This is a genomic window from Streptosporangium sp. LJ11 (genome assembly GCF_051918945.1).
Taxonomy (GTDB): Bacteria; Actinomycetota; Actinomycetes; order Streptosporangiales; family Streptosporangiaceae; genus Streptosporangium.
In genome coordinates, this window is sequence record NZ_JBPXMB010000006.1 from 307,876 (window position 1) to 333,636 (window position 25,761).

At 71.1% G+C, this 25,761-nt stretch carries 20 protein-coding genes; 9 read left to right on the top strand and 11 right to left on the bottom strand.

The window, feature by feature from the left end; translation table 11 throughout:
* Nucleotides 1–531 precede the first annotated feature (531 nt).
* Nucleotides 532–1,485: a sulfotransferase domain-containing protein gene (locus ACTOQ3_RS12060; protein ID WP_440083454.1), complete on the top strand. Its 954-nt coding sequence runs from the start codon at nt 532–534 to the stop codon at nt 1,483–1,485.
* A 380-nt stretch (nt 1,486–1,865) separates the two neighbouring features.
* Here ACTOQ3_RS12060 and ACTOQ3_RS12065 read toward each other — a convergent pair whose 3' ends face one another.
* The 5 genes from ACTOQ3_RS12065 to ACTOQ3_RS12085 form a co-directional block, all read right to left on the bottom strand.
* A complete protein-coding gene (locus tag ACTOQ3_RS12065; protein WP_440083455.1) occupies nt 1,866–2,615 on the bottom strand; it encodes a DUF4158 domain-containing protein in 750 nt (249 codons plus the stop codon).
* A gap of 156 nt (nt 2,616–2,771) precedes the next feature.
* Entirely contained in the window at nt 2,772–3,401 is a 630-nt protein-coding gene (locus tag ACTOQ3_RS12070; RefSeq protein ID WP_440083456.1) for a hypothetical protein, read from the bottom strand.
* The gene (locus tag ACTOQ3_RS12075) at nt 3,388–4,968 is read right to left on the bottom strand and encodes a VWA domain-containing protein (protein WP_440083457.1); all 1,581 of its coding nucleotides are present in this window, start codon (nt 4,966–4,968) and stop codon (nt 3,388–3,390) included. The genes ACTOQ3_RS12070 and ACTOQ3_RS12075 overlap by 14 nt, the downstream gene beginning before the upstream one ends.
* Before the next feature lie 125 nt (nt 4,969–5,093).
* Complete coding sequence (locus tag ACTOQ3_RS12080; RefSeq protein WP_440083458.1) at nt 5,094–6,260, bottom strand: toxic anion resistance protein; 1,167 nt, start codon at nt 6,258–6,260, stop codon at nt 5,094–5,096.
* A gap of 34 nt (nt 6,261–6,294) precedes the next feature.
* The gene (locus ACTOQ3_RS12085; RefSeq protein ID WP_440083459.1) at nt 6,295–7,410 is read right to left on the bottom strand and encodes a hypothetical protein; all 1,116 of its coding nucleotides are present in this window, start codon (nt 7,408–7,410) and stop codon (nt 6,295–6,297) included.
* A gap of 177 nt (nt 7,411–7,587) precedes the next feature.
* Between ACTOQ3_RS12085 and ACTOQ3_RS12090 the strand changes: the two genes are divergently transcribed.
* The gene (locus tag ACTOQ3_RS12090) at nt 7,588–8,145 is read left to right on the top strand and encodes an HIT family protein (protein ID WP_440083460.1); all 558 of its coding nucleotides are present in this window, start codon (nt 7,588–7,590) and stop codon (nt 8,143–8,145) included.
* 186 nt (nt 8,146–8,331) lie between these two features.
* Here the strand turns inward: ACTOQ3_RS12090 and ACTOQ3_RS12095 are convergent, their stop codons facing one another.
* Nucleotides 8,332–10,011 carry an ABC-F family ATP-binding cassette domain-containing protein gene (locus ACTOQ3_RS12095; RefSeq protein WP_440083461.1) on the bottom strand — a complete coding sequence of 560 codons (1,680 nt, stop codon included), beginning with the start codon at nt 10,009–10,011 and terminating at the stop codon, nt 8,332–8,334.
* A 730-nt stretch (nt 10,012–10,741) separates the two neighbouring features.
* Here ACTOQ3_RS12095 and ACTOQ3_RS12100 point away from each other — a divergent pair.
* On the top strand, nt 10,742–11,347 hold the full coding sequence (locus ACTOQ3_RS12100; RefSeq protein WP_440083462.1) for a TetR/AcrR family transcriptional regulator: 606 nt from the start codon (nt 10,742–10,744) through the stop codon (nt 11,345–11,347).
* Here the strand turns inward: ACTOQ3_RS12100 and ACTOQ3_RS12105 are convergent.
* Nucleotides 11,314–12,624, bottom strand: coding sequence for a phosphatase PAP2 family protein (locus ACTOQ3_RS12105; protein WP_440083464.1), 1,311 nt, complete (start codon nt 12,622–12,624; stop codon nt 11,314–11,316). The genes ACTOQ3_RS12100 and ACTOQ3_RS12105 overlap by 34 nt on opposite strands.
* Before the next feature lie 257 nt (nt 12,625–12,881).
* Nucleotides 12,882–16,553 carry an NB-ARC domain-containing protein gene (locus ACTOQ3_RS12110; RefSeq protein WP_440083466.1) on the bottom strand — a complete coding sequence of 1,224 codons (3,672 nt, stop codon included), beginning with the start codon at nt 16,551–16,553 and terminating at the stop codon, nt 12,882–12,884.
* Nucleotides 16,554–17,101: 548 nt separating this feature from the next.
* Between ACTOQ3_RS12110 and ACTOQ3_RS12115 the strand changes: the two genes are divergently transcribed.
* Nucleotides 17,102–18,211 carry an aldo/keto reductase gene (locus ACTOQ3_RS12115; protein ID WP_440083467.1) on the top strand — a complete coding sequence of 370 codons (1,110 nt, stop codon included), beginning with the start codon at nt 17,102–17,104 and terminating at the stop codon, nt 18,209–18,211.
* Nucleotides 18,212–18,339: 128 nt separating this feature from the next.
* Here ACTOQ3_RS12115 and tuf read toward each other — a convergent pair whose 3' ends face one another.
* The 3 genes from tuf to ACTOQ3_RS12130 all read right to left on the bottom strand — a co-directional run bounded on the left by tuf (nt 18,340) and on the right by ACTOQ3_RS12130 (nt 22,581).
* A complete protein-coding gene (gene tuf, locus ACTOQ3_RS12120) occupies nt 18,340–19,506 on the bottom strand; it encodes an elongation factor Tu (protein ID WP_440083468.1) in 1,167 nt (388 codons plus the stop codon).
* A gap of 304 nt (nt 19,507–19,810) precedes the next feature.
* Nucleotides 19,811–21,562, bottom strand: a complete 1,752-nt coding sequence (locus ACTOQ3_RS12125) for an ABC transporter ATP-binding protein (RefSeq protein WP_440083469.1) — start codon at nt 21,560–21,562, stop codon at nt 19,811–19,813.
* A complete protein-coding gene (locus ACTOQ3_RS12130) occupies nt 21,559–22,581 on the bottom strand; it encodes a radical SAM protein (protein WP_440083470.1) in 1,023 nt (340 codons plus the stop codon). The genes ACTOQ3_RS12125 and ACTOQ3_RS12130 overlap by 4 nt, the downstream gene beginning before the upstream one ends.
* A 404-nt stretch (nt 22,582–22,985) precedes the next feature.
* Here ACTOQ3_RS12130 and lxmK point away from each other — a divergent pair, with 404 nt between their 5' ends.
* The 5 genes from lxmK (at nt 22,986) to ACTOQ3_RS12155 (ending at nt 25,692) form a co-directional block, all read left to right on the top strand.
* Nucleotides 22,986–24,074, top strand: coding sequence for a class V lanthionine synthetase subunit LxmK (gene lxmK / locus ACTOQ3_RS12135; protein WP_440083471.1), 1,089 nt, complete (start codon nt 22,986–22,988; stop codon nt 24,072–24,074).
* Complete coding sequence (locus ACTOQ3_RS12140) at nt 24,071–25,096, top strand: T3SS effector HopA1 family protein (RefSeq protein WP_440083472.1); 1,026 nt, start codon at nt 24,071–24,073, stop codon at nt 25,094–25,096. Before lxmK ends, ACTOQ3_RS12140 begins: the two co-directional genes overlap by 4 nt.
* Before the next feature lie 5 nt (nt 25,097–25,101).
* On the top strand, nt 25,102–25,260 hold the full coding sequence (locus ACTOQ3_RS12145) for a hypothetical protein (protein ID WP_440083473.1): 159 nt from the start codon (nt 25,102–25,104) through the stop codon (nt 25,258–25,260).
* A gap of 81 nt (nt 25,261–25,341) precedes the next feature.
* Nucleotides 25,342–25,500: a hypothetical protein gene (locus ACTOQ3_RS12150; RefSeq protein ID WP_440066705.1), complete on the top strand. Its 159-nt coding sequence runs from the start codon at nt 25,342–25,344 to the stop codon at nt 25,498–25,500.
* Between the two features lie 39 nt (nt 25,501–25,539).
* On the top strand, nt 25,540–25,692 hold the full coding sequence (locus tag ACTOQ3_RS12155) for a hypothetical protein (RefSeq protein ID WP_440083474.1): 153 nt from the start codon (nt 25,540–25,542) through the stop codon (nt 25,690–25,692).
* The last annotated feature ends 69 nt before the right edge of the window (nt 25,693–25,761 follow it).

Here is a 25,761-nt window from a genome sequence, read left to right on the forward strand (position 1 = left end):
GCGCACCATCTGGTGACACGACCTGCCGATGGCACGGCCCTGCTGCACCCCGGTGTCTGGCTTACTGGGCGGCTGGCTACGACGGCTTGATCTGGCCCCGCCCGGGCTGGGGCAGGTGACGGAATCCTTATGTCGGCTTGAAGTGGCCCCGCCGGGCGGGTTGCGCGCGGGAGCCTCGTGATGCTGCGCGGCGTCAGGAGGGTCTGGTGGCGGTCACGAAGGCTGAGCTGTTCGAGCGCATCCGGCATGATTCGTGGCGGGAGGGGCTGTCGGTCCGGGCGCTGGTTCGCAGGTACGGGGTGCACCGGCGACTGGTGCGGGAGGCGCTGACGCATGCTGAGCCGACGCCGCGGAAGACGCCCGGAAAACCGCACATTCGAGCAGACCGGGGCAATCACTTCGCTCCTGGCAGGAACCGACGCTGTTTACCACCGAGGTCCGCGCCGCGTTCCGGTCATTGCGCTAGCGGGGGTGTCCCAGTCATTCACGGCACGGTTGACGGCCCGATCTGGTTGCTGTCAGCCTCCCGGTATGGGCATGGGCATGGGGGAACGCGTTCGCTACCAGACCTCCTTTACGGACTCGGCCCGCTGGGATGGGTTCGTGTTCCGTCCCGGCGACATTGTGATCAGCACCCCGGCGAAGTGCGGCACGACCTGGCTGCAGATGATCTGCGCCCTGGAGATCTTCAAAAGCGCGCCATTCGACCGGCCGCTCGACCAGATCTCGCCGTGGCTGGACGTCCTGCTGCGCCCGCTCACCGGAGTGCTGGCCGACCTCGAGGCACAGGCGCACCGGCGATTCATCAAGACCCATACGCCCCTCGACGGATTGCCCTTCGACGACCGGGTCACCTACCTCTGCGCAAGCCGGGACCCTCGGGATGTGGCCGTGTCCTTGGACAGCCATACCAGTAACACCGACCGGGCCGTGTCCCTCGCATTGCGGGAGGATGCCGTGGGTGCTGTGGTCCTTGACGAGCTGCTGGCCGCCGCTCCGTCCCTGCCGAGCGGGACCGCGCGCGAGCGTTTCTGGTCCTGGGTCAATCCGGCCGCGCCCGGAAAGGCCGTGTCCGACCTGGAGATCATGCTTCACCATCTGGACACGTTCTGGCAGGTGCGTGACCAGCCGAACATCGTGCTGCTGCGCTACGAGGACCTCCTTGATGACCTCGAAGGGCAGATGCGCTACATAGCCGCCCGGCTCGGGATCGCCATTGCCGAGACAGCCTGGCCGGACCTGGTCCAGGCCGCCACGTTCGCGGTCATGAAGGGCCGGGCCGGCGAGCTCGCGCCCGAAGCCAGCCACGACGGCTTCTATCACGACCGCAGCCAGTTTTTCCACAGCGGATCAACAGGCCAGTGGCGGCAGGTCCTCAGCGAGGAGGAGCTTCCCCGGTACGCCGCCCGAGTCGCCGAATGCGCGCCGGCGGACCTTGCCGCCTGGATCCATCGGCCCGCGCTGCCGACGGAAGGCAACCTCTAAGGGCGCGGTGCATGAGTGGAGACGCGCCGGAGCTGACCACGGAACTGGTGGTGGACGGCGTCGTGCCGTCGCAGCCGGTGATCTCGCCCGACGGGCGCTGGGTTGCCTACGTCGTCGCTCCGGCCGGCGCAAGACAGAGCGTCGAATGTGCGCGATATGGCTGGCCGCCGTTGACAGTAGCTCACCGCCGGCGAAGCTGACCGCCATCACCCTGACCGCCAGCCTCATCGACTAGGCCGAGCGCTTCCTGCCCGAACTCGTGACCAGCGCCGCTTCAACGGGCACACCTGGCACGACATCGCCCAGGCCCTGGCCACCAGCCCCGACGAGGCCCGCCTGCGATTCGACCCCGACTCCCCGGTTGCCGACGGCCGCTGGCCCTACGACACCTGAAACCTCGAAGGCGGGACGCCCTCCAGCCACGCCTCGGTCGGCCCGAGTGCGTCCAGGTCCTGCAGAAACAACAGGCAGCCCTTGAACTTGCCGAGCGACGCCGCCTGCGCCACGTCTTTCAACCCGTCGTACTCACTGCGCCGCGTCACCGGGTCGACCGCCAACAGCCTGCCCAACCGCGCCCGCGCTGCCCCGTCCACCCGGCCGGAGACCAGTGCGAAGAACCCGCGATTGACCTCGGTCCGGATCTTCTTCGTCAGCTCGTCCAGCGTCGTATAGCCAGGCAGCTCGCACTGGGCCTTCACCAGCTCGTCCAACGCCACATTGATCAGGTCTGCGGGGTTGTCCTTCGCCTGCGCCGCCTTGCGGATCGCCTTGGCTGCCACCTCCCGCACCCCGACTGCGTCGTAGACCACCCGGAGCCGTTTCCGAACGAAACTACGGTGCCGCTTGGCCGACCGCTCCGCCGCCTCCGACAAAACCACCTGCTCTGGTAGACCCACGACCCCGCGGACGTGCTCGGCCACCACGACCGGCACGTCAGCCAACTTCGGGAAATAACCGAGCTTCTGATAGGCCTTCAACCACACCAGCAGCGCCAGCAGATGCTGATCATCTTTCGTCTGGCCGCGCGCCCACTCGGCCTCGACGGCAGATGGCGTGAACATCTCCGCCAGCTCCCGCGCCGACACCGCCCGCGCGAACCTCGGGTAGGCCGTCCGGTCGATAGATGCCACGCAGACCCCCGGAAACCGCCACCAACCAGCGCGAACTCAGCAAGCCTAACGACCGATGATCAACTACGTCGGGCCGTCGGCGGTTCCAGCCCGCGAACGTGCCGACGGAGGCGGTCGGGGGCCTCCTCGTGTCGCCGGAGACGTCGGGCGACCGGGTCAGAGGTCCAGGCCGGAGCCGCCGAACCGGTCCCGCAGGAACCTGCCCTGGTCGCGCAGGGCCTGCTCGTCGCCCCGGTAGACCGACTCGGCCACCTTGCGCAGCTGGGTGTCCAGCAGGTCGAGCTGGGCGAGCAGTTCCTCGTGCGCGCTGCGCTCCCGCTCGCCGCGCCGCGTGAGCGCGCGGGAGCGGGGCAGGTTCGCGTACGCCTCCAGGCTGGACGGCAGGTAGTCCCTGATCGTCTGCGACACGATGTGCAGGTGATCGGGCGAGGAGGTGAGCGTGTCCGCCCGCCGGAGGATGTCGCGCAGCACCTCGGCGAGCGCGCCGACCCTCGTCGTCACGTCGTCGGGGAAGCGGTTCTGGCCGACCTTGGCCAGCAGGGTGTCCAGGTCGGCACCCAGCTGCCGGGACTCCACCTGCGCGTGCGAGATCGTGAGCCTCACCCGGTCCGCCGGGGCCAGCAGCGCCCCGACGCCGTACAGCCCGGCGACCACGACGGGCCAGAACGTCCCGGCGACGCCGAGGAAGACCAGGACCACCCCGGTGAGGGCCAGGGCGCATCCGGCGATGTTCCTGGTCGACCCGGCGTAGGCGAGGATCCGCCCTCCCGGGCTACTGGTAGCCACGGATCTCCTTGAAGGCCGTGGCCAGCGATCCCTGTCTGGCGTCGAAGGTCGCTCCGCCGGTGAGCTCGGCGATACGTCTCATCTCGTCGACGTCGCTGTCGCCGAAGAGCACGACGAACGTCCGGAACTTCACCGGCAGTGACGCGTAGTAGGCGGCGAAGTCGTCGTAGGAGCCGCCGTCGGTGTTCTCGCCGTCCGTCATCAGCACGATGGAGGTGAAGTCCTCCGACGGCGAGGACCGCACCTGCTCGTAGGCGGCCCGCAGGCTGTCGAAGATCGCGGTACCGCCGTTGACCTGTAGTCCTTCGCTGTAGGAGCGGATCTGCTGGAGTACCGGTTCGGCGTCGCGGTCGGGCAGGGTGAAGGTCCGCGGGGTGCCGGGGCCGGTGTTGAACGGGATCATCGTGACCGTCTCGCGGTCGCGGAAGCGTGAGAACGATCCGCTGGCGGAGGTGTCGGCGCCGGACAGGGCGGTCAGCGCCTGCTTGAGCGCGCCGATCCGCTCCCCTTTCATCGAGCCGGAGGTGTCCAGCACGAACAGGGTCCGCGACGGCCTGCGGACCTGGTTGAGGTAGACGCCGATCAGCTTGTCGGCCGCGCCGCGCCGGTTGGGGAAGGGCAGCTCCACCAGCGACGCGGTCCCGAAACGCGGCTCCGGCCTGACCTCGGGGACGATGGGCCTGCGGTGGGTGGTGGTCATGATCTCCCGCTGGATCTCCGGCGTGCGCAGCCAGGTGGCGAGCTTGCCGTACAGCTCCTTCTTCTGCGGGGGCGCGGAGCTCAGGAGCGTGAGGGGGTAGTCGGCCGTCACCACCCCGTCGCCCGGGTAGACCAGTGTGAGTGGTTCGGAGAGCTTTCCGGAGGCGTTGAGGCCGAGCAGCACGGACTCGTAGTTCACGAGCCCGTCCACCGTGCCCTCCTTGGTGTACGCGTCCGCGAGCCAGCCGGAGGAGCCGGAGGTGAGCGTCTGCGCGGAGAAGAACTCCTTCAGTCTGGGGGTCGCCGCGGTGATCTGGGCCTCCTCCAGGGCCTCGCCGGCGTCGGAGAGCGCCGCCGTCACGCCGACCAGCGCCGAGAATCCGGAGTTGGACGCGGCGGGACTGGTCATGCCGAAGGTGAACCTTTCGGCCCTCGCGGCCGAGGCGATGTCGTTCCAGGTCACGGTCTTGCCGTCCCAGCCGAGCTCGCGGGCCTTGGACGCCTTCAGCCCGAGCAGCACGGGCGAGACCATGACCTTGGTCTGGGTCGAGAGCCGCGCGGCCGCCCCGTCGATCAGCGACAGGTAGCGGTTGGAGGAGAACCAGGTCGCGTCGTGGCGCCCGTCCGCGCCGCCGCTCGCCACCTGGTCGGCCCCGTCGAGCGTTCCGGCGTACGACAGCGCGACCCGCACGCCGACGGCGTCCTCGGCCCGCCTGAGCAGCGGTTCCAGGTCGCCGACCTCACTTCCGGCGAGGACGCGGAGCACGTCGGGGCCGTCGGCGGGAGTGTCGGGGGTGTCGGGCGTGTCGGCTCCGCCGCACGCGGCCGACGCCACCAGCAGGACCATCGGGATCAGCACGGCGAGCACCCACCTCACCCGGCGGCCACCCGCCCGCACGCCGAGCGCCGGCCCAGTCGAGCGTGAACCGAGTGGCACGCCGGATGCCGACCAGGCCGGGCGGGAGTCCGGTGACGCACCGGGCGCCGGGCCGTTCATCGCGGGAGTTCCTGCTCGTCGCCGCGCCGGGAGCGCTCCAGGTACGTGCGCGCGTGGTCCAGCTCGACGGTCAGGCTGTCCACGGTGATCGCCATGTTCTCCACGGCCTTGGCCTTGAACGTGTCGATCATGTCCATGGTGGCGTAGATGTTGTCGAACGCCTTGCGCAGCGCGTCCATGTCGACCGTGGTCGAGGTCGCCTGGGTCTGGATGTCGGCGGCCTGTGTGCGCAGCATCTCGCTGGTCGCCACGATCAGGTCGGAGGTGGTGGCGTTCAGTGCGGTGATCTGGTCGAGCACGAGTTTCTGGTTGGCGAGGGCTTGGGCCACGGTCACGGCCGTGCGCAGCGCCGCGACCGTCGTCGTGGTCGCCCGGTCCACGCCCTTGATCAGTTCGAGGTTGTTTTTGCGGATCAGGTCCAGTGCGAGATACCCCTGGGCGGACACCGCGAGCTGGGTGAGCAGGTCCTGGTGTTTTTGGCGGATGCCGAACAGCGCATCCGAGCGCAGCGTGGTGGCCTTCTCCGGTTCGGCCGCCTCGACGTACATGATCTTCTCTTCCACCGCGGCGTCGAGGGCGGCGGCGAGCAGCGCGTACTCCTGCAGGCGCTTCATCGACTCCCACAGGTTGGTCTTCTCGCCCTCGATGGCCGCGTTGTCCTTGCGCAGCTCGTCCTGCCCGGACTTCAGGGCGCGGATGATGTCGTCGAGGTGTTTCTGCGCCGACTGGTACTTCGCGAAGTAGTCGCGCAGCCGGTCGCCGAACGGGATCAGTCCCAGCAGCTTCTTGGCCGGGCCGGAGGTCTGCTTGGGATCGAGGTCGACGATCGTGCGGCGCAGCGCGACCAGCTGCCCTGCGACCGCCGCCTGTGCGTCCCGGCCCTCGCCCTTGACGGACGCCAGGGCGGCCACCGGGCGCCTCAGCATGCGGTTGGCCACCTGGGAGGAGGCCCGGATCTCCGCGTCGCCCATGGAGGTGATGTCGTGTACCTTGCGGGTGAATTCCGGCGACCTGGGGTCCAGGCCGCCCAGTTCCTCGGCGAAGTCGCCGGCCTTCTGCGCCAGTTCCGCGTCTCGCCCCTCCGGGACCGGCAGCATGGTGGCGGCCTTGTCCGTGGGCACTTTGGCCACGGGTTCGGGCGGGCTGAGCACGAGATCGCTCACGGTGGTCTCTCCTCGAAGCGCTGGGAAGGTGAGGTCAGGGAGTGGGTGAAGGGACCGCTCCGGAGCGGTAGAGCGTCTCGACCGCGGAGATCATGTTCTCCAGCCGGTCGTGGTCGGGGGGCTCCACCACGTCGACCAGGCCGGGTGGCAGCGGAGCCCCCACCTTCGCCACGAGGTCGTCGAACGCCCGGGGGGCGGCGGTGCGGAAGCCGTACAGGGCCGCGAGGCGCCCGAGTTCCGGGTCCTGCTGCAGGAGCCGGCCGACTTCGGTGCCCTGTGCGCTCAGCGGGATGAGCGTGTGTTTGCTCAGGACCGTGGGAGAGGGGTAGAGCAGTCGCATGTCGGGGCGGATCGAGCCGTCCCCGGCGAACAGGCGCGAGGCGTACTGCGCCTCGTAGATCACGACCATGGGCGTCTTTCCCATCCCCAGGGACAGGTAGTCCTCGAACGGCGCCTCGGTGGAGGTCTCGGAGTAGCCCTGGTCGAGGAAGAGGGGGGCGACGGCCTGGGCGACCCTGGCCCCCCGCTCGTCGGAGGTGACCACGTCGTCGCCGTTGGCCACGTAACCGGCGATCGCCAGGTACATCGCCGCGGAGTTGGAGGTGCGGATGTCGGTGGTGGTGAGCAGCACACGCTTGCGCGCCGGGTAAGCGGTATTATCCGGCAATTTATCCCATCGAGTACCTTTCGCCACCAAACCTAGATATTTCTGAATATCGAGCACCTGGTAACCCTGACCGGAGTCCCGTACGACGCCCGCCTTGGTGAGCACGTCCACGATCGGGGTGAAAGTGGCGATCGCCATGGGCGAGGAGAACGGCGCGAACGTGCGGGCGACGCCCCGGTCACGCCTGATCTTCTCGGCCGCCGGAGCGCTGGAGGGGAACGCGAAGCCGTACTTCCCCAGCTCCACCGAGGTCGCGATCTGGCGCGACCCGGCGGTGTCGACCTCCACCCGGAGGCCGTGCGCGGTGAAGGCCGCCCGCACTCTCGGATCGTCGAAGAACGGCTTCTTCTCCGATCCGATCACCCCCCGGACCAGGGTGAGCTCACGCGTCTCCGCGCCGCCGTCACGGTTGCCCACCACGATCGCCGCCACCACGGCGGCGCCGAGGAGCAGTGCCAGCCCGACGCCGATCCAACGTTTCATGTGATTCCTCGAAAGCTTGCTCCGTATCGCTATGAAATAGCGGTTGTCATTGAATTATGTGATTGACGACGACGGTGCGGGACGAGGCACTCACAACGTATTGACAATTCACTTTCCGTTCACCGATGCGCCGCTCAGAGGGCGGTCGCCCTCCTGCCCGGGCCTATGGTGGCGATCATGAGTCTGTATTCCTCCGAGGAGGAGGTGCCCGTCCTGACTCCGAAGATCGAGCGCAAAGAGGCGTTCGATCTCGCCGGCTACGTTCGGCGGGCCAGGAGCGGCCCCTGCTTCGTCTGCGCCATCCTGGCGGGCGCCCCCGGTTACGACTTCGAACAGGTCGTCTTCGAGGACGAGCACCACATCGCCTTCCTGGACCGCTACCCCACGCTGCCCGGCAAGGTCTTGGTGGCTCCCAAGGCACACGTCGAGCACGTGGTCCGCGACCTCGAGGAGGAGGCGTATCTGCGGTTGATGCGGACGGTCCGCCGGATCGCTGTGGCTGTTGAGGCGGTCGTTCCCTCTGAGCGCACCTATCTGCTTTCGCTGGGCAGTCAGCAGGGCAACACCCACCTTCACTGGCACATCGCCCCGCTGCCGCCCGGAACTCCCTACCCGAAGCAGCAGTTCCACGCCCTGATGACCGAGAACGGGGTGATCCCCTGGTCGGCGCAGCAGGCCTTCGACCTCGCCGAACGTCTTCGCGCGGCCTTGGCCGGGGCCGGCGGAGACGAGTGACCTTCACCGGGCGCCGGCCCGTACCGCCCCGGCGGCCGCGAGCGTTTGCGGGGCGCGGTGGGGCGCGGCCGTATGGACGTTTGTCGGGGTCGCTTCGCGGAGCGACCCCGACTTCGGCCGGCCTCTCCCCCGCTCCCGGGGAAAATATTTGTTGTTTGTCGGATTTTTGGCGCTTAGTTGGGCGGGTTAGCGCGGATCCTGTTCGTGAGACAGGCGGACGTGGCGGCCCTGCCAGTGTGAGCGCAACCAGCGGTCGTGGCTGGCGATCACGATCGCGCCCGGGCCTTCGGCGCCCAGCATCTCCTCCAGCTCGTCGCAGAGGCGGGGTGAGAGGTGGTTGGTGGGCTCGTCGAGCAAAAGCAGCTCGGGAGGGTCGGCCACCAGCAGTGCCAGCGCGAGCCGGCGGCGCTGGCCGACCGACAGCTCCCCCACCCGCAGGTTCATGTCGCGCGCGCCGATCAGGCCGAGCGAGCGCAGCGGTACGGCCTCGGCGCGTTCGGTGCCGAGCGCCAGCCGGTAGGTCTGTTCCACCGTGTGGCCGGGTCGTTCGAAGGTGGTGTCCTGGGGCAGCAGTCCGATGGTGAGTCCGTGCCTTCGCCGTATCCGTCCTCGCGCGTTCAGCCGTCCGGCCAGTACCGCCAGGAGTGTGGACTTTCCCGCTCCGTTGGGGCCGGTGAGCAGCAGCCGCTCCCCCGGTGCCATGTCGAGCCGGTCGATCGAGAGCCGTCCGGGCACCCGTACCTCGCGCAGGGACAGCAGGGTCTGGTCGCCGGGGTCGCGGGAGTCGGGGTCGCGGGAGGGGGTGGCGCAGGGTTTCGCGGGGTCGGCGGCGCCGATGGGGGCGGGCGGGGTCCGGGGGCGAAAGCGCAGCGGTGGCGGCGGGGCGGGGAGCTGGTCGCGTTCCAGTTCGGCGAGCCTGCGGGCGGCGTCGCGCACTCGTCGCGAGATCTGTTTCTGTACGCGTCCGGCGGCGTGTCCGTATCCCATTTTCTCGTTGTCGCGTTTCAGCCCGTCCGTCGGTGTCCGGCGGGCCGTCACCGCGACGGCGCGGCGCAGTTCGTCGAGTTCTTCCTGCTCTTCGCTGTGGCGTCGTTGCCAGCGTTGGCGTTGTGCGTGTTTTTCCGCCAGGTAGGCGCTGTATCCGCCTCCGTAGCGGACGGGGCCGTTCACCGCCGGGTCGAGGTCGATCAGGTCTGTGCAGACCGCGTCCAGGAAGGCCCGGTCGTGGCTCGCGACGATCACGACTCCTGTCATGTGGCGGAGTTGTTCTTGGACGAACGTCGCGGCGGTGTCGTCGAGGTGGTTGGTGGGCTCGTCCAGCAGTAGTGCGGCGGGCCGTCTGGTCAGTAGCGCGGCCAGGGCGAGCCGTCCGCGCTGGCCGCCTGACAGCGAGGTGAGGGTGCGTTCGTGGGGGAGGTCGCCGAGGCCGAAGCGGTCGAGGATGATTTTCGCGCGGCGGTCGGCGTCCCAGGACTCGTGTCGTTGTGCCTGGTCGAGTCTGGCGCCGTAGGCGGTGAGCAGGGTGGTGTCGTGGGGGGCGTCGGTGAGCGCTTTGGTGAGGCGGTCGAGTTCGGCGAGGTCGGTGCGGGCCTGGTGGAGGGCCTCGTCGAGGACGTCGGTGATCGTGGCCTGCGGGTCGAACGGCATTTCCTGGTGCAGGAAGCCGAGGTCGGCGGGCCGGGTGACGGTGCCGGAGTCGGGGGTGTCGGTTCCGGCCAGTAGTCGTAGCAGGGTGGATTTGCCGGCGCCGTTCTCGCCGATCAGTCCGATTCGGTGGCCGGGGGCGGCGGTGAGGGAGACGCCGTCGAGCACGCGCCGGGTGCCGAGGGTTCGTACGAGGTCGTGGGCGAGCAGTGCGTCACTCATCGGCGGGCCTGCCGGTCTTCGCCGGCCGCTCGCCGGTCGGCGGGGTCGTGTCGTGGGGGCCGGGGTTCTTCGCCGATCAGGTGTGGCGGGGCGGGGGCGGTGAGGCCCGTGTGGTCGCCGCCGGGGGTGAGGGCGGGTGTGTCGTGGGGCCGGGGGGCGGGGCGAGAGAAGGGCGGGCTGGAGCGGGTGGTGAATGTGTCGGACATGCGGGAGACCTCGTGCGTACGTGGTCCGGGCGTGCCGGAGCCGCCCGGCGTCGGGACAGGGGTTCAGGGAATGACGACCTGGCCACGTCGGCGGCGGTCATGTGCGCCTGCCGGGGCTGATCGGTCTCCGGTATCACCCGGAGATGTCGTCGTCGCCTGCCATGTCTGGTCTCCTCGTTGTCGATCCCGGGCATTTTACATCGTCGCGGCCGTCCGCCGGCGGGGCCGGTCCTGTGCGGGGGTGCGTTTTGGTCGTGGGGTCGGCGGTCATGGACGCCGGTGCCCGCGAGCTGGGCGCCGCTGCGCTCGGCGCCCTCGATGATGGCCAGTGCCAGCGGCCGGATTCGACCGCGAGCTCGGCGGCTCGCAGCGATCTGGCCGCTTTGCGTTGCCGTCCCTCACTGAGCCGGGCCGCCTGGTGCAGCGCCGTGATCGCGGCGACGGTCCCGCCCCGGTTCCGGGCCAGGCCGCCCGCCGAGACGCTCGCCGTAAAATACGGGGATAAGTCCAGTTCAGGGGGTGTTATGCGCTCGTTGACCCGCAAGGGAGCCGCGACGCGGCAGCGCGTTCTCGAGGGGGCGGCCGCGCACATCCGCGAGTACGGTGTGGCCGCCACGACCCTCGACGACGTGCTGGCCGTGACGGCGACGAGCAAGAGCCAGCTGTTTCACTACTTTCCCGGCGGGCGGGAGGAGTTGCTGCTGGCCGTGGCCCGTTTCGAGGCCGACCGCGTGCTGGAGGACCAGCGGCCCCAGCTCGGCGATCTCACCTCCTGGCCCGGCTGGCGGCTGTGGCGCGACAAGGTCGTCGAGCGCTACCGCAACCAGGGTCCCCGGTGCCCGCTCGGCTCCGTCGTGGCGCAGCTGGACGGCGGCACGCCCGGTGCCCAGGCCGTGGTCACCGAGCTGATGCGCCGCTGGCAGGCCGAGATCGCCGCCGGCGTGCGGCACATGCAGGAGGCCGGGGAGATCGACCCGGGCCTGGACCCCGACCGGGCGGCGGCCGCCCTGCTCGCCGGCATCCAGGGGGGCGTTCTGATCCACATGTCCACCGGTCAGACGGCCCATCTGGAGGCCGCCCTGGACATGGGCATCGCCTACCTTCGCACCGCCAGGCCCCCGTCGCCATAGCGGGCGGGAGGCGTTTGTGAGCGAGGGCCGGGGGTGACGGGCTTGAAGTGGTGCGCCCCCGTGTACTCGCTCACCCGCTTGCCGATCTCCGCCCCCTGCGCATCGGCCGAGCGGGTGTGAATACCACCCCACACCCGGGCCTCGATGACCTCGGCGAGCGCCTGCGAGAAGCTGTGGTAGTACCTGGTGGCGCCCGCTTGGGGACTGAACGCGCTGAAGGACAGGTCGTCCCGGCCGAAGAAGTGTGTCAGTGACGACATGCTCGCCCCGGTGGAACAGGTGTGCCCGGAGGTGAAGTCGGGATGCGGCGGCGTGTCGAGCAGGGGCTCCCAGCCGGAATCGGGCTTTGTGTCCGGATTTCCGTCGGTGCCGGCCTCCCGGATCGCGGTGATCGGCCGCCAGAAGTGCCAGGCCGCCTTCTCGCTGTTGCAGGCGATCGTGGCATCGGCCTTGGACAGATTCACCATCGCGTACATCCGCGCCGTCTGGAGCGTGCTGAGCCGTTGCGTCGTCGCGAGCTGGCGCTTGATCTCCCAGTCGCCGCCCCCATTGCGGTCGTGCCACCAGATCGCGGCCTGCGTCTGGTCTTCGGTCCTGACCGTGCTGGTCTTCGAGCCGATCTCCTTGACCTCGTTGATGTCCTCGGCATAGCGCTTGCTGGTGAGCGCCGGCGGGCCGGAGGTGCGGAACATGGACCCGCTGGGGATGAGGAACGGCTTGAGGTGAGCCATCCAGGCGCCGCTCGAGGCGAAGGCGGGAGGCGTCGGCCGCCATTGACCGGGCTTGGTGCCCACGGCCCAGGTCTGGTCGCCGTAGGCCCCGTCGTTCTTCCGCGCCGCGATCATCGCCGAGGCGGCCTGATCGCCGACCGCGATGCCACGCTGCTTGGGGCCGCCGGCCGGAATCCCGGCCAGCGCCTCGTCGTACTGCGTCGTCAGCCTCTCCCGCTGATCGGGGAACAGCGCGCTCAGCACCCGGTAGGCGGCGCTCGCCACGGCCGCGTCCATCGACGTGGCCCCCTTGACGCGAGGCGCGGTCAGATACGGCTGGTACGGAGTGCCCGCGATCGCGTTCACCGCGTCGTAGATGGCCCCGTGCACCATTGCAGCGCTACGGGACTGCTCCGGCGGCTGCTGCTGGGCGATGTCCCACATGGCGATCTGGGCGTTCCTGTCCCAGACGACGACGGCGTTGGCCCGCGGCGCCCCGTCCGACGCGTACGCGACCGGCGAACCCAAGCAGATCGGCGCCCCGGCAACGATTCCCGCGATGGCCACCCGGACGGCTTTCCGACGTGAGCCAGCGGTCATCCTTGCATCGCCTGAGTAGGACATACGAGCAAAATACTACGCCGGTTTCACCCGTCCCAGCAGCTCAACGACCGAATAATCGGTAAGGAGCAGGCCTAAAGCGATCTTCTCTCTTGCCCCCGGTGACGCCGACCCGAGCATCGGGCCCGAAGGGGGCCGGCGATGGAGCAGAGACGATGTGGGCGCGGCTGATGCGGCGCCCGGCCTGGCCGTGCGGGTAACCCTTAACCGATCACGGGAGGTGTCGCGCGGGCCGCTGTCGGGTGCGGGCTGCCCAGAACGTACAGGCCCTGCGGCCCGGCGGCGCACAGCGTGCCGGCGGCGTCCGCGAGCCAGGCCAGGGCGGTGATCCGTTCGGCGGTCTGGAAGGTGACCTCGTCGGATCCGTTCCACAGCTTGACGGTGCCGTCGTGTCCGCCGGTGGCCAGCCAGGCGCCGTCCGGGGAGAACGCCACCGCACCCACCCGGCCCCGGTGCGAGGAGAGACGGGCCTGCTCGTGGCCGTCCGGATCCCAGAGGCGCACGGTGCCGTCCGGCTCTCCGGTGGCCAAACGGTTGCCGTCAGGTGAGATCCCGATCTTGATCGGCTCCCAGTGCGGATCGCCGCCGAAGCTGCCGCGCCGCCCGCCTGCCGAGTCCCACACCACGACGTGGCGGCCGCCCCCGGCGGCCAGCCAGCTGCCGTCCGGCGAGATGATCACTGCGTTGACTTTCCAGAGGGGAGAACAGTCGAGGTCGAAGCGGAACGTGCCGTCGGCGTCCCAGATCCGGATCCGGTTGCGGGTCGCCGCGGCGAACCAGGTTCCGTCCGGGGAGACGGCGAGGGCGAAGATCGACTCTTTCGCGTCGTGGATCTTGAGGGTGCGGCGCAGATCGCCCTCGCGGTCCCACAACCGGACCTTGCCGGGGCCGCCGGCGGTGACGAGCCACGATCCGTCCGGAGCGATGGCGGGGGCCGACGAACTGTTCGACCCGCTCAGCCGGGCGAGCGGCTCGCCGTGAGCGTGCCAGAGCCGGACGTCCTCGTAGACGGCCGCCGTGGCGAACCAGGTACCGTCCGGGGAGACGGCGATCGCGGACACACCCCTGGACAGGGTGTCCACCTCGGCACGCCGGTGGCCGTCGGCGTCCCAGACACGTACGCGGCCCCTGCCGTCACCGACGACGAACCACATACCGTTCGGGGCGGCGGCCAGGGCGGTCACCCGCCCGGTCTCACCCGGAGTCTCGACGGGCGGCTCAGGGGCGGTGTCCCATATCCTGGCAGCGCTGTTCTCACTGCTCGCGCCGGCGAGCCAGGTGCCGTCGGAAGCGATCGCGATCCCGCTCACCCAACCGGTGTGGCCGCCCAGCGTTCCTCGTGGCCTGCCGTCGCTCTGCCACAGGCGCACTGTGCCGGTCGCGTCGCCGCTGGCCAGCCATGCGCCGTCCGGGGCGATGGCCAGGGCGGTGACCGCGGCGTCATGGCCATCGATGACGCCGCGCACGCGCCCGTCGCGGTTCTGCATGTGGATCTGGCCGGCGTCGCTGCCGGCCGCGAGCCAGGAGCCGTCCGGGGAGATCGCCAGACAGCGGCATCCCGAGGTGAGGGCGAAAGCGTCGGGCAAGGCGGTGAAGTGCGAGTCCAGGACGTGGACGGCGCCGCGATCGTCACCCATGGCCAGCCAGGAGCCGTCCGGGGAGATCGCCAACGTCGTCACCTCGCCGTCGCCGGGATGCAGGAGGGCGATCGGGATGGCGCCGGGATCCAGGATCGTCACACGGGATCCGCGGACGCAGGCGAGCCAGTTGCCGTCCGGTGAGATGGCCAGCGCCGAGATCCAACCGATGGCGGCGTTGCTGTCGTACGTGGCCAGCAGGCGGCCCTGCCTGTTCCAGATGCGGACAGCGGCGCCGTGGTCGCCGGTGGCCAGCCAACCGCTGTCGGGGGCGATGGCGATCGCCGTCACCATGTCATGGTGACCTTCGAGGAAGGCGATGCGCTCTCCTTCGGGCGTCCACAGCCGGGCGGCGCCGACGGTGTGCTCCATGCTGATCGCATCGAAGCCGTTGCCGTCGCCGGTGACCAGGAAGGTGCCGTCGGGGGCGATGGCCAGCGCGCTGACTCCCCCTTGATGTCCGTCGAGAGTGGTCTGCAGGTCACCGTCGCTGTTCCACAGGCGCACGACGCCGACGGCGTCGCTGTAGTTGGCATTGGACTTCGGACCGCTGCTCTCACCGGTGGCCAGCCAACTGCCGTCGGGGGCGATCGCCAGCGCGGCCACGCCCTTGGGGTGGCCGGGAAGCAGGCGGCGCAGGTTCGCCGAGTCGCCCTCGGGAAGCGGCCAGCGGGCGGGCAGGAAGGGGATCCCGGCCTGTTCGGCGTACGAGGCGACCGACGATTGCCGACCGGGGATGGCGCTGAGCCGGGTCAGCAGGTCGCAGGAGGAGGCCAGCAGGTGCCCGAACCCGGAGAGCGTGCCGGCGATCCGCCGGGCCGTCGGCGAGGACGCGTGAGCGAGGTCGGCCGCCGCGGCGGCCGACCCGGATCGAGCGGTGCGCGGAACCAGCCAGCGGACGTCGCAGACGAGGTCGTTCACTTCGTCGTGCAAGCCGGCCTCTTTGAGGTGGAAGGCCAGGTTGTCCCACAGGTAGGGCTCGTCAGGCGGCAGGTTCCACCAACCGCCGGGAGCGTGCGCTCTGGCGCGGGTGATCAACCGGCGGCCGGCCATGATGAGGGCCGTCGACCCCGTTGCCGAGCGCAGATAGCCGCGGATGACGTCGTGCAGGGTGACCACAGCCGTCGAGTCGGCCCAGTGCAGCGTGAGCAGGGCGAGCTCGTGCAGCTTCTCGCACTGGCGCTCCGCTTCGGGCGTGGGGCATCCCCACAGCAGGGCGACAGTGTCGATCGGCACGTCGGTGTCCTCGGGCAGGACGCCGAGCTCGCCGAACCTGGCCTGCTCCTCGCCGGTGAGCAAGTCCAGGCTGTAGTCGACGGTCGCGCTCACCGCCTGCGCGCGCTCGTCGTTCACGGTGAGGTCGAAGGTGGCCGGTCCGTTCGCCCGCAGCCGCTGTAGCGCCCCCTCAGCGGCCGTGTCCACGGCGGCGCCGCCGGCCCGCTGTTTGCGCAGGCGGGCGTTGACGATCGCCAACAGCAGCGGCCAGCGGCCGGTGGCGCGCAGCAGATCCCGTGCGAGATCGGCCCGCATGTCCGGCAGGTGACGGGTGAGCAGGTGGGTGGCCGCCTGCGGGGACATCTCATCGACCTCGATCGTGGTGCCCCGCACGATGGACGGACGCCGAGTGGTGACCAGGAGCTGAGCATGGGCGGCCGCGAGCAGGAACGGACCGAGCTGGGCGGCGTTCCACACGTCGTCGATTACCAGTAGTACCGGCTTGCGACCGTCAAGGACCTCGGCCAGCCGGTGGCCGGCCTGCTCGGGATCGCCGAACTCGGGGCGTTCCCCGTCGAGGTGGGCCACGACGTCGTTGATGAGGGAGGCGAGTTCCGCGCCGGTCCGGTCGCGGCCGAGCGTCACCCAGACGATGCCGCCCTTGAACCGCCGGCGGGCCTCCCGGCGATGGCAGATCTCGGTGGCGAGCGAGGTCTTGCCGAAGCCGCCCAGGCCAACGATGCCCGTAGCCAGCCCGGCGTGCAGCGCAGCTGTGATCATGGCGAGTTCCGGCCGGTCGACCCACTCTGGATCCCGCGGCGGCACGCGGAACGACGGCACCCGAGCCCAGCGCTCGGACAACGTGGGTAACAGCAGGGTGAGGGCGACAACGAGCAGAACGGCACCGGCGAGACCGGCGATCCAGGCGGGCCGATTGCCGGTGACATTGTCGGGAAGGTAGTCGCTGACGACATTGACCGGCAGGCCGATCACGATGCCCAGCACCACGAGTGAGGTCGTCACCAAGGCCGGTGCGAGCGTCCTGCGGCGAGCCATGGATCACCTCGCGCTCACTTTAACGCCTGGATGACCCGTGCGAGGACCGGATGAGGCCATGACGATCGCTGGCGGTGGTTCGCCGGGAGCGCGCTTGCCTTACATGGCTGATGTCTTCTCTTGGGAAATTTCCTCATCGCTGCCGGGACCCCGGGATCCGGCGGACGCCGGCTCGGCCCGCGATCAGGTGAGGGCCCCGGGGCGAGGACCCCTCGCCGCCGCGGTTCGCGCCGGGCGGGGCCGGTGGGGTGGCCGGGCCGTGGCGTCCCGGCCCCCACATTTTGGACTTGACAGTCCATTTTTTCGTCCGCAAGCTGATGAATGGACCGCACGGTTCAGAAAGGACGTGGCTCCGGCTGCCGCCCCGGACCGCCCGGGCGGGTGTCGCGGCCGCGCGGGCTCACCCGTCCTTCGCCATCCGATTCCCGCCGGGAGACACCCGGGCCCCGGCCGCTCGCGGGAACCGGGACGGACCAGTCCCCCGGGCTCTGCCCACGAACGGAAGTGACACCCTCATGTCTTTGGATCACTACTACCTGCTCGGACGTTCCGGACTGCGCGTCAGCCGGCTGGCCCTGGGCACGATGAACTTCGGCACCGGCGGTTTCCACGCCGCGTACGGCAGGACCGAGCAGGAGTCCGGCGCCATCTTCCACCGCTACCTCGAAGCGGGCGGCAACTTCGTCGACACCGCGGACTTCTACACCGCGGGCGAGAGCGAGACCATCCTCGGCAACCTCATCGCCGCCGCAAAGGTGCGCGACAGGGTGGTGCTCACCACCAAGTTCACCAACAGCGTCGACCCCAAGGACCCGAACGCGGGGGGCAACGGCCGCAAGCACATGATCAGAGCGGTCGAGGCGTCGCTGCGCCGCCTGCGCACCGACTACGTCGACCTGTTCATGCTGCACACCTGGGACCGGATCACTCCCGTCGAGGAGGTCATGCGCACCCTCGACGACCTCACCAGGGCCGGAAAGATCCGCTACGCGGGGCTGTCGGACGTGCCGAGCTGGTACGCGGCGCGGGCCCAGACCTACGCCGAGGCCCATTCCCTGGAGCCGGTGATCAGCCTGCAGCTGCCCTACTCCCTCATCGACCGGGCGATCGAGACCGAGCACGTGCCGATGGGGCAGAGCCTGGGACTCGGCATCACCGCGTGGAGCCCGCTGGGCGGCGGCTTCCTCACCGGCAAGTACCGCTCCACCGACCAGGGCCTGACCGGGGAGGGCCGGCTCACCGGCGCGGGCTCGCCCGGCCGGCAGCGGACCGAGCGGGACTGGCGGCTGCTGGCCACGCTCGAGAACGTCGCCGACAAGCTCGGGCTGACGATGGCCCAGGTCGCGCTCAACTGGGTCGCCACCCAGCCCGGGGTCGCCGCGGCCATCGTCGGGGCGAGCAACACCGGCCAGCTCGACACCACCTTGACCGCGCTCGACGTCGAACTGCCGGCCGAGCTGCGCGCCCAGCTCGACGAGGCCGGCTCCGTGCCCCCCGCGTCGGTCTACCAGATGTTCACCCCCGCCTATCAGAGCTGGCTGGTCAACCCCGGCCTCAAGGTCGGCGACAAGCCCGCCGAGTACGCCCCGGTCGTACGGAACTGGACGCCCGAGGCCGGCGGCTGAGAACCGTCGCCCGCCACGGCGATCCCCCTTCATCCCCCGGGCGCGGGCCCGCGCCCGGGGGATGAAGGGGGTGGATGCCCGCGTGGGACGGGCGGGCCCGTCCCACGCGGCGCCACGGCGGCGAGCGGTCAGTCCGCCACGGTCAAGACCGTGCCCGCGCCGACCGTGAGCCCGCCCTCGCGGATCGCGAAGCCCAGGCCCGGCTCGGCCGCCACCGCCCTGCCCAGCTCCACCGACACCTCCACGGTGTCGCCGGGCCGGGCCGGCGAGGGCAGCGTCAGCTCACCCGGCACGTCGGTGGTGCGCAGGTAGAACTGCGGCCGGTACCCGGAGGCGATCGGCCGGCGCCGCCCGCCCTCCTCGGCCGTCAGGAGGTACAGCCGGGCGGTGAAGGACCGGCGGGCGCGCTGGCTGCGCGGGGCCGCCAGCACCATTCCGCGCCGCACCTGCTCGCGCCGGACGCCGCGCAGCAGCACGGCGGCGTTGTCGCCCGCCTCGCCCCGCTCCATCGTCTTGCCGAACGTCTCCACCCCGGTGACCACCGCGCTGAACCCGTCGCCGAGCCCGACGGCCTCCACCGAGTCGCCCACGCGCACGGTGCCCCGCTCGATGGCGCCGGTGACGACCGTGCCCCGGCCGCTCACCGTGAGCACGTTCTCCACCGGCATCAGGAACGGCGCGTCCACGTACCTGACCGGCACGGGGATGTGCTCGTCCACCGCCGCCAGCAGCGCCTGGACCGACGCCGCCCACTCGGGGTCGCCCTCCAGCGCCCGCAGCCCCGACACCCGCACCATCGGCACGTCGTGGTAGCCGTGCTCGGCGAGCAGGTCGGCCAGCTCCAGCTCGACCAGGTCGGCCAGCTCGGGGTCGGCGCCGTCGGCCTTGTTGACCGCGACGACCAGGTGCTCGACGCCCACCCGCCTGGCGAGCAGGACGTGCTCCCTGGTCTGCGGCATGATGCCCTCCCGGGCGGACACGACGAGGATCGCGCCGTCGAGCTGCGCCGCCCCCGTGATCATGTTCTTCACGTAGTCGGCGTGGCCCGGCATGTCCACGTGGGCGTAGTGCCTGGTGGCGGTCTCGTACTCGACGTGCGAGATGTTGATCGTGATGCCCCGCAGGTGCTCCTCGGGGGTACGGTCGATCCGCTCGAACGGCGTGTAGGTGGCCTGCCCCCGCTCGGCGAGCACCTTGGTGATCGCGGCGGTCAGCGTGGTCTTGCCGTGGTCGACATGTCCCATCGTGCCGATGTTGAGGTGCGGCTTGTTCCGCACGTAGGCCTGCTTGGCCATGATGTCTCTTCCTTCGCACTGCCTGGATCCGCGGTGACCCGTCTACGGGCCGGCTACCTCCCCCCGCCGGGTCACCTCGGGACTCACGGGAAGAGGTCAGCGCTCCAGGCCGTCGCGGACACGCCCGAAGGCACCCGCGGCGGCGGGTGTCACGAGGCGGGCGTACCGGAACATGGTGACCATGGTGACCGCCTCAGCAGCGGCGCACAACGGATTATTCCCCGCCCCCGGGCAGATGCGGGGCCCGCGCCCGGGGCCCCGCGACCCGGGACGGCGGGGCGATCCGAAACGGCGCGACCTGCCGCTAGGCGGGCCGGGCGGCGAGGAACTGGGTGGCGGCGAGCTCGCGGTAGAGGTCGTCGGTGGCGAGCAGGTCGGCGTGGGTGCCGGTGGCCCTGACCCGGCCGCCCTCCATCACCACGATCCGGTCGGCGCCGGCCACCGTGGACAGCCGGTGGGCGATCACCAGCACGGTGGTCTCCGAGGACACCTCGGCGATCACCTCCCGCAACAGCAGCTCGTTGACCGCGTCGAGCTGGGAGGTGGCCTCGTCCAGCAGCAGCAGGCGGGGGCGGCGCAGCAGCGCCCGCGCGATGGCCACCCGCTGGCGCTCGCCTCCGGAGAGCGCGACGCCGCGATGACCCACCTCGCTGTCCAGCCCCGCGGGGAGCCGGGCGACCAGCTCCTCCAGCCGCGTCAGCCCGAGCACCCGCCCGACGGCCTCGCCCGAGGCGTGCGGCGTCGCCAGGAGGAGGTTCTGGCGGAGCGTGCCGTCCAGCACCGGCGCGTCCTGCTCCACGTAGCCGAGGGCGGCGCGCAGCTCGGCCGGCCGCCACCGCCGGATGTCGCGCCCGTCGACGGTGATCGTGCCGGCCTGGTGTTCGTAGAACCGCTCCAGCAGGGCGAAGACCGTGGACTTGCCCGCCCCCGAGGGGCCGACCAGCGCCGTCACGCCGCCGGCCGGGACGGCGAAGGACACCTGCTGGTGCGCCGGCGGGCGGCCGTCGCCGTAGCCGAAGGCCACGTTCTCGAACGTCACACCGACCGGCGCCCCCTCCACCCGGCCCGTGCCGCCCGTGCCCCGCGGCGAGATCTCCTCCGCCGGAAGGTCCTCGATCTCCCGGATCCGGCTGAGCGCCGCCAGGCCGCCCTGCACCCGGGTGAGCCCCTGCACCAGCTGGGCGATCGGCGCGACCAGGTAGAACAGGTAGAGCAGGAAGGCCACCAGCGACGACACCTGCAGGGCCCCGGAGGCGACCCGGGCCCCGCCGACGCCGAGCACCGCCACGAAGGTGAGCTGGGCGGCGCCCCAGGAGGCGGTGCCCGCCACCGAGGTCCACCAGGCGACGGCGACACCGCGGTCGCGGGCCCGGCGAGCCGCGCCGGTCACCGCGTCGATCTCCCGCTGCTCGGCTCCGGCGGCCTTGACCGTGCGGAAGGCCTGCAGCGCCCGGTCCAGCGCCGCGCCCATCTCCCCCACCGACTCCTGCGCCTGGATCGAGGCCCGCCGGATCCGCGGCATGACCAGGCCCACCAGGGCGCCGACCAGGACGAGCACGCCCACGGTGACCAGCAGCAGGAGCCCGTCCATGAGCGCCATCATCACCACGGCGCCCACCAGCATGAACACCGCGGTGGCCGACTCGACGATCCCGTTGGTGAACACCGCGCGCAGCAAGGTGGTGTCGGAGGTGACGCGAGACAGCAGGGCGCCGGGCTTGAGCCGGTCCACCTCGCGGACGGGCAGCCGCAGCATCCGGTCCACCAGGGCGCGCCGGGCGCGGTAGACGATGCCCTCCCCCATGCGCTCGAGCACGTACCTGCCCAGCGCGCCGGCGAGCGCGCCCGCCGCGAGCACGACCACGGTCAGGCCCAGCAGCGGCCCGGCCGGTGAGCGCTGCGCGCCGAACGCCTCGACCGCCGTCTTGGCCAGCAGCGGCATCGCCAGCCCGGCCAGCGAGCCGGCCAGGGTGAGCGCCCCGCCGAGTGCGAGCAGGCCGCGGTGGGGCCGCAGGTGGCCCAGCAGCGGCCGCCAGGAGGCGTGCGCGCGGCTCATGCCGGGGTGGGAGCGAGGTAGGGCGGGCGAAGGGCTATGCGGCGGCGGACCTCCTCGGATCCGAAGTGGTGGTCCAGGCGCCGGGTCGCCTCGGCCCAGTCGCGCATCGAGCGGATCGCGGACAGGGTCTCCACCACGAAGGGGTCGCGCCAGCGGTCGATCGAGCGCTGCCACAGGGTGAGGGGGTCTTCGGCCAGCAGGCTTCCCACGGTCCCTTCGTAGATGGGCATCGCCCGCACCTGCCCGTCGGGCTCCACCTGCATCATCGGGAAGCCGTAGCGCGCGATCATGTCGGGGTTCATCTGCAGGAGGAAGTTGTCGGTCGTCATCACCTGCACCGAGGGCGGCGCCAGGGACCGCAGGTGCGCGACGCGCTCGGGGTCGGTCAGCGTGCCCAGTTCCTGCCCGGTGAGCAGCTCGCCCTCGAAGCCCGGCCTGCTGGCCAGCCCGGACGGCAGCACGGCGCCGAAGATGAGGAACGCCATGTTCGCGAAACGGGGGGCGACGGCGGTGCAGAACTCCTCCACCTGGTGGAGGTTGCCGCGGGTGACCACGCAGTCGATGCCGAACCTCACCCCGTGTCGCGGGGCGACCTCGTCGAGGATGGCCAGCGCCCGCATCGCCCGCTCGAACGAGCCGGCCCGCCCGCGGATCCCGTCGTGGACCTCGGCGCTGGCCCCGTCGACGCTCACGGTGATCCGGGAGAAGACCCGGGCGGCGTCCCGGGCCGCCCGCGGGGTGAGGGTCCAGCCGCCGGTGTAGAGGTTGACGGCGATGCCGGCCTGCCTGATGCGCTCGGCGACGTCGAAGATCCCCCGCACCAGCAGCGGTTCGCCGCCGGCGAACTCCACCGACTCCGGGCCCAGGGCGACGATCGCGTCGGCGACCCGGAGCATCTCGTCGTGGTCCAGCTGGCGAGAGGGCCGCCTGCCCGACTCGGAGTAGCAGTGCGTGCATCGCAGGGGGCAGGCATAGGTGACGTCCCAGGTGACGGTACCGGGCCCTTTGAGGCTGCTCATGGCATTCCCTTCAACGCCTGACGGTCGGTGGGCGCCAGCATGCGCGGCGCCACTTGTGGCGTACTTGGAAGCGGCTGAGGCGCGTTCCCAAGCGCGCCGGGCGCTCGCCCCCACCCGCCGCGAGCCGTCTGGAAACGCCGTGACCTGCGCGAACGATGGTGGCGGTGCTCGCTGTGCCGGTGGGCGCCGTCCTTGTCACCTGCACCTGCAGCCGCCTCCAAGCGCGGCGCAAGTAGCGCCTTGCATGCTCGAGACCGCGGTCAGCCGGACACGGTTCGACGTCACGTTCGGACGTCGTGTCCGGCCCGGGGACCGCGGACGTCCGTTCCGATGACGGGGAGAGGCAACCATGCACGACGAACGCCTACCGGCCGCGGGCGCGGCCCTTGTCCCAGGAGCCGGCGATGGCGGTGCGTGAGCGGCTGACGCTGGAGCCGGTACCGCTGGAGCAGGTGCCCGAGGTCACCCGCTTCCTCACCGAGCTCGGCCTGGGAGTGCTGCGGCAGGAGGCGATCACCGCGTTCTTCGGCCGCAACGACAGCTGGGCGGGGGTGACCGACGCCGGCGTCCCGGTCTTCGTCAAGAAGACCCTCGGCGAGGCGGAACCGGTCCGGCTCAGGGTGGAGCGGACCAGGGCGATGAGCGCGCTGCTCGACGGGCACCAGGTGATCAACGCGCCCCGGTTCCTGGGCGGCGACGCCGAGTCCGGCCTGGTGGCCTTCGCCCTGCTGCAGGACGCCCGCAGCGGAGCCGACCTCGCCTCCGACGACGACTTCACCTGGGAGCTGGCCCGCTCGGCCGGCCTGCAGATCGGAACGCTCCACACCCTCCAGGCGCCGCCGGTGGTGGCCGAGGACACCTCGCCGCCGCCGGTCCCGCCGCTCGGCCGCCTGTCGGCCCTCCCGCTGAGCGTCTACGCGGCCGCGAGCGGCGCCGAGCTGGAGGCGTGGGCGATCCTGCACAACGACCCCGCGATCGTCGAGGCGATCGGCGACCTGGCGCGGTGGGAGCGGCGCGCCCCCCGCGTCCCGGTGCACTGCGACATCCGGCTCGACCAGTTCCTGTACCACGACGCCACCCTCTACCTGACCGACTGGGAGGAGGCCAGGCCGGCCGACGCCGCGCGCGACGTGGGCGCCTTCGCCGGTGAATGGCTCTACCGGGGCGTGCTCGGCATGGCCGGCGGCGACGACACCCCGAACGAGCGCGAGGTCCTCGCCAACGGCACCCGCCGCTTCGAGGCCCTGCGGCCCTACATCGAGTCCTTCTGGTCGGGCTACCTGCGGGCCAGGCCCGCGGCGCGCTCGGATGGCGAGCTGGCGGCCAGGGCGGCGGGTTTCGCCGGCTGGCACCTGATCGACCGGCTCATCGTGGCCGGTCACCGGCGCGGGCGGCTGTCGCCCCTGGAGCGCGCCGCGGCCGGCGTCGGGCGCAGGCTCCTGCTCGACCCCGCAGCCTTCACCACCATCCTGGGCCTGGGAGACGAACGATGACGCGGGCGCTGACGGAGGCACTGACGCGGGCGCTGGAGCGGGTACGCGTCGGCGCGGACCTGACCTCGGCCGGCGTGGACGGCCGGGAGATCACCGCCGGCGGTCCCAAGGCCCTGCGCAAAGCGCTCGCCGACGCGCTGTACGAGGCCTTCCACACCGGCCGCGACCCGCAGGGGGAGCAGCCGCGCAGGCCGACGCGCGACCCCGGCTTCGAGCAGGCGCTTCGCGCGATGGTCCCGCACGACAGCACCCGTGTCCTGGCCGCGGTGGAGCCCGGCTCGCCGGCGGTGGTCCGGCTGAACGGCGTGCGCGTGCTGCTGTCGCCGGATCGGCTCGGCGCCGAGGCCCGCGACGAGGCCCGCGACGAGGCCCGCGACGAGACCGGCGGCGGGCTGTCGCGCTGGGTCACCCTGCCGGCGGTGTTGCCGGCACTGTCGCCCGGATTCCTGCTCGTCAACGGATCACACGGCCACGGCATGCGGGAGGGCGCCTGCGTGCGGGTGTACGCCGGAGCCCGGACGCCCGAGGCGGCCCCCGGGCTGTGGGGCGCGATACTGGCGCGGCTGGAGGAGCTGCGGCTGCCCTACCGGGCCAAGGTGCTCTCGGCCCGCGACCACTACCCCCGCCGCGACAGCATCGTCGTCTACCTGGGGCGGCGCTCCTGGCACGCCGTCCCGGACGTCGCCGCGGCCGCGGCCGCCGCCGGCGGGCTGCGCGAGGACCTGTCCCTCTACGTCGCCGCGCTCGGTCGCGGCGTCGGCTGGGCCTGGGAGCCGCACGACCCCCGGCCGGGGATGCGCGGGCTGAGTTTCGGCGAGCACCGCTCCCAGGCCGTCGCCGCCGGGCTGGTGGCCTGCGCCGGGCAGGGCGGCGACCGGGAGCAGGCGGTGACCGAGGCGCTGCGGGCCGCCGGGGTGGTGCCCGGCGCGGTGCACCGCAACCTCGGCTCGCCACCGCTGCCCTTCGAGACTTCCGGACCCGGATCGGGATCCGGATCCCCCGAGACCCAGGAAAGGAGGTGAACACCATGTCCATCGAGATCCTGATGGAAGGCGCCGACGCCTACACCTCGCTCGCCGAGGTCGCGACGGTCCCCGGCGCCGACAGCCTGGGGGCCTGGCCGAACCAGAGCTACCTCACCAGCCCGCTGTGCCTCATCGCGTACACGATCGAATCCGGCTGCTGACGAAACCCGCGTGGCGGCCTCGCGGACACGTGCGGCCACGCCACGGACTCACCTTCATCTGAGAGCAACGAGGAGAACACCATGTCCATCGAGATCCTGATGGAAGGCGCCGACGCCTACACCTCGCTCGCCGAGGTCGCGACGGTCCCCGGCGGCGACAACCTGGAGGCCTTCCCGCCCAACAGCTGGCTCACCAGCCCGCTGTGCAGCATCGCCTACACCATCCAGTCCGGCTGCTGAGCCGGCGTCCGAAGCCGGAGCCGGAAAGGGGGTGAACACATGTCCGCGGAGCTTCTGATGGAGGGCGCCGACGCCTATACCTCGCTCGCCGAGGTCGCGGCGGTCCCGGGGGTCGACACCCTTGAGGCCCTCCCGACGACGACCGACTGGATCTACAGCATCTGCACGCTGACCATCGAGGGCGGCTGCTGACGTACGTGATCGACGTGGCGGCGCCGCGGATTCGCGGCGCCGCCACGGCTCGGGAGGCGACACACACCT